Genomic DNA, 6,820 nt, shown 5'->3' with positions numbered 1-6,820 from the left:
TTTCTATTTATCGTTTTAAGGTAAAATGTCCTTTAAATTCCTTTGCGTTTCCGTCCTCGGTGTATTCCACCCGGAACCAGTAGTCGCTCGAGGGCAGCGGTCTGCCGTTATAGGTACCGTCCCATCCAGTGCCCAGCGGGCTCAGTTGCTTGAGCAGCTTGCCGAAGCGGTCAAAGATATAGATTTTCGCCGTGGGGTCGCCCGCTGCAATACCGATGATGTTCCAGGTGTCGTGGTAACCGTCGCTGTTGGGCGTAAAGTACGGTGGATAATCGATAACGCCAACATCAAAGGTCACGCTGCCGCAACCATAGAGGTCCTTAATGGTGATCGTGTGGTTGCCCGGTTCAACATTCTCAAAGATGTTGCTGTCCTGGAACGGGCCGTTGTCCAGCTGGTACTGGTAGGTACCGTTGCCCGTGGCAATGACCTCAATAACATGGTTGCCCGCAAAGGCGCCGTTCAGCAGGTTGGCCTCATAGGTAAACGGTGGCGAGGAGACAATCACCGTGGCGCTCACGCTGTTCGCACAGCCCGAGGCAAGCTCGGTATAGGTCACCGTATAGACCCCGCCCTGCAGCGCAATGATTGAAGGGCCGGTCTCCCCAACGAGGATCACCCCGTCCAGATCCCACTGGAAGGTATACAACGCCGGGTCAAGACCCGTGTCGATGGTCGGTGGCGACGCGCCCCCCTCTTCCGAAGGTATCGGGTTGCCGTTCTCGTCCACACAAAGACGGTAGTCGCCATTAAGAAGTATATCCTCCAACTGCTCCACTTTCAGCACCATATCCACCACGGCATAACATTGGGGCTCGTACAGGTTGTCAGTATTGGTCACCCGAACGTAGATGCGCTGTGGGTTGATGATGTTTGTGTACGGGAAGGCGATCGGGTTGGTACCCAGCTCCGCTTCCTCCAGGGTCTCGTGGAAGGTGATGGCATAGACCAACGGATCCTGCCCGGCCAGTATCTCGGCGCGGAGGTCGGATACCTGCTGGTTGGTCACATCGTCCAGATCGAACTCGGCAAAGCCATCGCTGGGCGGTGCGTTGTCGCAAATAATAAATGGCTCAGCCGGTGCTACTGCAATGGCGCCCTTCTGAACAATGAGCTCAAGGGTCTGCATTCCCCCGATGTAACAACCGGTCTCGGTGTTCAATATGCCCGTATAGAGGAGCTGTGGGTTCACCGGGTTGTTGTTCACGTCCCTGTTCTGGTAGGTGGTGGTATTCACGATGGCGTTGGTGCCAGCCTCGGCATCGGCCATATCGATGTAAAAACTTACCTCGAACGGTGGCTGTGGCTGTCCGCCCAAAATCTCAGCTACTTTTGTTTCCAGGTTGAAGGTACCCACTTCACTGTCATCCGGCGCGCACAGAATATAGGGTGTTACCACCGCGGTGTCGTCCGGCAACGGGTTCACGATCAGCTCCAGCTCCACGATCTCAAAACAGAGCGAGGTCGGACTGGTGGTGCGCACATAGATGATCTGTGGGTTGCTGATGTTCTGGTATGCGGTAACCTCTGGCGCAACTATTTCATCGTTGAGGTTAACGGCATCGTCATAACTTCTAAAGTAGCCAATTGTCCAGTTGTTGCCGTTGAGTATCTGTGCCTCACGGATAGTAAGATCAAAAATCTCTGTTTCGTCATCGGGCCCGGGAGGTACGATCACATTGTCATCGCAGAGCTCGATCGGCTCAGGGTTCACCGGGTTCGGGTTGCCGATCACCCTGATGGTCAGGGTGGTGAACGATAGGCAGGCACTGTTGCTGTCCTCTACCCGTACGTACAGCACCTGTGGGTTGATCGGGTTGCCGTTGGCATCCTGGTTGATGTAGGCGGTCTCCGGATCGATACGGTTGGTGTTGTCCTGGGCATCCTGCTCGGTAAGGAAGTAGGAAACGCCCTGGCTGAGCACTCCATTGGTTATCTCGATGTTCTTCTGGGTAAGGTCAAAGGCGGTAATGCCGTCGTTCTCCTCGCCCAGATCATCGCACTGCTCCAACGGGGTCGGATCAGTGATAGGAAGGCCGTTGTTCACAACAAGATCGAAGCTGCCCACTTTATAACATTCCGTAGCGTTGTCGTCCAAGCGCACCCAGATGGTCTGTGGGCTGCTCGTATTGGTATAGGCCTCGGGCTGTGCGATAGCGTTAATACCCGCAATGGCATCGGCCTGGTTCAGGTGGTACGTAAGGGTATAGTCCGCCGGTGACTGGCTGCCGAAAATTAAATCTTCCTGTACGGTAAGATCAAATTCCGCAAAGCCGCTGTCGTCACAGGCCACCAAGTCCGGAAGGTCATTCGGAACTATCGGGGTAAGGTTCACGATAAGCTCCAAGGTCACAATAGTATAACAGCCCGTGCCCGAAGGTGGCGCACTGTATGCCGCACGCACGTATATTGTTTGGTTGTAGGCAAATATATTTTCATACGGACTGGCCAGCGGGAAGTTGCCCGTGGTGGCGTCCAGTAGGTTCTCGTGATAGGTAATGATCAGGGTCGGGTCACCGCCGCGGATCTCCGCGGTCTTGCTATCCAGATCGAAGAACGTAAAGCCGTTGTTGTCCACATCGCAGGCAAACAATGGTGTTGGCGCTACGGGCGTTGGGTTCGGGCTTACGGTGATAAGGAAGCTCAGCAGCGCCCTACAGGTGTTCTGGCCCACTACGGTAACGAATATTTCCTGTTGGGGAACCACAACGTTCTGGTAGGTACCAGGGTTTACGATACGGATGTCGCTGTCCCGGTCAGTCTGGCTGGCGTAATAAAAGACCGCTAGGGTCGGATCGCCACCGGTCAGGATCGGTGTGTTCAATGTCAAATTGAAGGTGGAGATGCCATCGTCATTGGTACTGCCGTTGAGCTCGTCATCGCAGAGCACAAGGTCGTTCGCCAATCCGGTTCCGGGATATTCGCCTACCTCGATCTCAAAGAACGAGACTCTCGCACAGCCCGTATCCAGGCTTTCCAAGCGTACCCAGATGGTCTGCCCACCGCTCGGGAAGGCATCCGCAGGATTGATGGCGTTGGTGCCGGTATCGGCATCGAGCTGGCTCGTGTGGTAGGTTATCGGCTCAAAATCTACAGGGTCCTGCACACCATAAACCGCGGCGTTCTGGACCGTAAGGTCAAAAATAGCCTGTCCATCGCCGTCATCGTCGCAGGCTATCAACGGATCTTGCAGGGTGGCATCGGGCGCATCGGGCAATGGCACCACGATCAGTTCCAGCTCCACAATGGTGTAGCAGGGAAGAAGTTCCGGGGGCACATCGTTCGTTACCCTTGCATACACGATCTGGCTGTAGGGCACTATATTGGTATAAGGGCTGGGCAGCTCTGTTCCGGGAGTAGCGGCAATCGCTTCCTGTAAAGTTTCATAGTACAGGATGGTCACGTTGGTCTCGCCGTCCAGTATCTCAACATCGCGGGTCGTAAGGTCAAAGTCGGCCACGATGCCGTCATCGTCATCGTCACAAAGCACGATCGGCTCCGGATCCATCTTCGGGCTCGGGTTGGGAAGGACGGTCAGTGTAAGCGTGACCCGGTTGGAACATCCAAATTCCGAGGTCACCCTTCCTATCACCGTCTGTGGCGTGGCTATGTTCTGGTACATCGTCGGGTCAACAATGGGGTTGTCCGCTGCTTCGTCCGCAGGGGTCGCATACCATTGTACCGTTAGGTTGGGGTCGCCCCCGGTAACCAAAATGTCCTGGGTGGTAAGGTCAAAGGTCGATATTCCATCGTCCGGGGCGCTGCCCTGCAGTTCGTCATCACATAGGGCCATCTCGAACGGCCCGTTGTTGGCCGGGATCGGGTCAACGATAAGGGTCAGGGTAACGATGTCATAACAGCCCTCCGCCCCATTGGGGTTCGGCGGGATGCTGCTGGCAGCGTTGCCCACTACCAAGATATAGATGTCCTGCGGGTTGCTGGTGTTGGTATAGGCGCCAGGGTTGCCAATGGCCGCCGAATAGTCCGGCGCGATAAGGGCAAGGTCCCCGGCCAATTGGGCATCGGCAAGGTTTTCGTAATAATAAAGATCAAAGCCGGCCGGGTCAAGGCTGCCAAGGACTTCTGCCTCTACTTCCGTCAGGTCAAAGATCGTAAAGCCATCGGCCACGGCATCGTCACATTTCCGCAGGGGCGCTGGCTCGGTGGCCACCGGCGAGGTGTGCACCTCAAGGGCGAACGATAGGGTCCTGTGGCAACTGTTCAAAGTGGTCTCCACGCGTGCCCATACACCGCCAGTGCCATAAGCGGGATCTGCCGGGTCGGTAATCGGAAGGTCAAGGTATATCTGGTCGTTCTCGTAGGGGACCGTGATCGGGAGCACATTGTTCTCGGCATCTATAAGGGTCCTATGGTAGCTTACCGTAAGGTTGGCGTCACCGGCGGTGATGAAGGCATCCTGCGTGGCCAGATCGAACAGGGCGAACCCATCGTTGTCGGAATCGCACGCGATCATACTGCCCGGTGAAAAGGCCTCGGGCGTGGGCTCCACAATGATCCAAAAGGAATTGGTGGCCCTGCAGCCGTTCTGGCTATAGACAGTCACGAAGATCTGCTGCTGGGGGCTGATGATATTTTGGTAGGCCGAAGGAGTGGGGATCGGGTTGTTGTTCACCTGGTCTATGGCCCTGGCATAATAGAATATTTCCAGGGTGGGGTCCCCTAAGGTGATCAGGGGGGTGTTCACGGTAAGGTCAAAGGTGGAAAGACCGTCGTCCGCGGTACTGCCGTTCACAAGGTCGTCGCAAAGGGTCAGGTCGTTCCCTACCCCGATGGTGGGGAAAAGCTCGACCTCAAGCGCAAAGGGGGTTACCCGGGCACAACCGGTTATCAGGCTCTCAAGGCGTACCCAGATAATCTGCGGCGCACCGGCGCTTATGTAGGTGGTGGGGTTGAGGATCTCCGTTCCGGGGATACCGGCCTCGGCATCGGCCTGCAGCTCATAGTAGGTGATGGGCAAAAAGTTCACGGGCAACTGGTCCCCGAGCACACCGTCATCCTGAAGGGTCAGGTTAAAGATGGCCGTGCCACTGCCGCTCTCGTCGCACCCGATGAAGGGGTCTGCAAAGGGTGGCATCTGGGGCTTGTCGGGCAATGCAATTACGTGAAGTTCCAGCTCCACAATAGTGAAACAGCCAACGGTGGCCGGTGGAACGGTCTTTTCGACACGCGCATAGACTATCTGGACAAAGGGCACCGTGTTGGTATAGGGCATGGTGATCTCCGTTGCGGGAAGTCCCGCTTCCGCTTTTGCAAAAGTATCATAGTACAGTACGGACACATCGGCCTCGCCATCGATGATGTCGGCATCCGCCAGGGTAAGGTCCCAACCGCCGACCAGGCCGTCATCGTCATCGTCACAGAGCTCCAACGGGGTCGGTGCCGTGTTCGGGTTCGGGTTCGGGAGTACGGTCAACGTAAGGGTGACCAGGGTATTGCAGCCAAATTCCGAGGTTACCCTACCGATCACTGTTTGCGGGGTAGCGGTATTCTGGAACGTAGTTGGGTTTGGAATGGGAATATCAGCGGTCTCGTCGGCATAGCTCAAAAACCACACAACCGTTAGGCTGGGGTCATTGTTGGTCACATCCGGGTTTAGGCTGGTAAGGTCGAAAGTGGAGATCTCATCGTCCAGGGTACTGCCCTGGAGCTCGTCGTCACAGAGCATCAGCTCAAAGGGACCAAGATCGGCCGGTCTCGGGTCCACGATCAATTCCAGTTCTACAATATCGTAGCAGCCCTCGGCACTGTTCGGGTTGGGCGGTATGGTCCCGCCGGAATTGCTCACGATCAGGATATAGATGGTCTGGGGATTGCTGTTGTTCAAAAAGTTGGTGGGGTCCGGGATCGCCTGTGAAAAATCAGGGGCGGTCATCGCCAGGTCACCAGCGGTTACGGCCTGGTTGAAGTTCTCATAATAATAAAGGTCAAAGCCAAGCGGATCCAAGGTGCCGAGCACTTCGGCGGCCACAACGGTAAGGTCGAAAAAGGTAAACCCGTCCGCAACGGCGTCGTCACATTTTCTGAGCGGCTCGGCAGGGGTCGTGCCAACGGGAGAGAAACGGACTTCCAGCGCAAAGGGAACGATGGCGGTACAGCTGCTGGTGGTGCTGGCGACACGTGCCCATACCCCGCCGGTCCCATAATTGGGGTCAAGGGGGTCGACATTTGGAAAGTCCAGGTATCTTCTATCGTTAATGTAAAGGTTGGGCAACGGCAGGGCGTTGTTCTGCGCATCGGTAAGCGTTCCGTGGTACGATACCGTCAGGGTAAGGTCGCCAAGGGTGATGACAGGGGTCTGGAGACCAAGGTCAAAGGTCGCGAAACCGTCATTGTTGTCGTCGCACATAATAAGGTTGGGCGGGGCGGTATTGATGGTTGGCGGCGTATCTATCGTTATGACAACGTTCCGGGTGGTGTCCGCGCAAGGGGCACCATTGGGGTCAATGTCCCTGTTCTCGAGCCTTATATAGATGGTCTCGCTGGGCGCGTTGACAAAATAGGGAACCGGGAGCGGGCTCAGGCCACCGTCCGCATCGGCCTGGCTAAGGTGGTAGGTTATATTGTAATCAGAGGAGGGCTGCCCGTCAAGGACCGCCGCGTTGAACTGGGCCGGAAGGTCCACGAACTCACCGCCATTGCCGTCAGTGTCGCAAAAGCTCGCACTCACCGGAACGATGCCAGCGATCGCACGGCTGAAATAGATCTTGAAATCAGTCAGGTCAAAACAACTGCCCGTATTGTCCTCGATCCGAGCGTAGATCGTCTGGGGGGAAGGGGGAACTATGATGTGGACCCCGCC

General features: G+C 56.1%; 1 protein-coding gene. It reads right to left on the bottom strand.

Going from position 1 to position 6,820, the window contains the following annotated elements; genetic code table 11:
* Nucleotides 1-7 precede the first annotated feature (7 nt).
* Nucleotides 8-6,688: a T9SS type B sorting domain-containing protein gene (locus ESU54_RS17410; protein WP_211362161.1), complete on the bottom strand. Its 6,681-nt coding sequence runs from the start codon at nucleotides 6,686-6,688 to the stop codon at nucleotides 8-10.
* Between the last annotated feature and the right edge of the window lie 132 nt (nucleotides 6,689-6,820).

This window comes from Aequorivita antarctica, assembly GCF_007997155.1.
Classification (GTDB): Bacteria; Bacteroidota; Bacteroidia; order Flavobacteriales; family Flavobacteriaceae; genus Aequorivita; species Aequorivita antarctica.
This window is presented reverse-complemented; position numbering and strand designations above follow the sequence as displayed.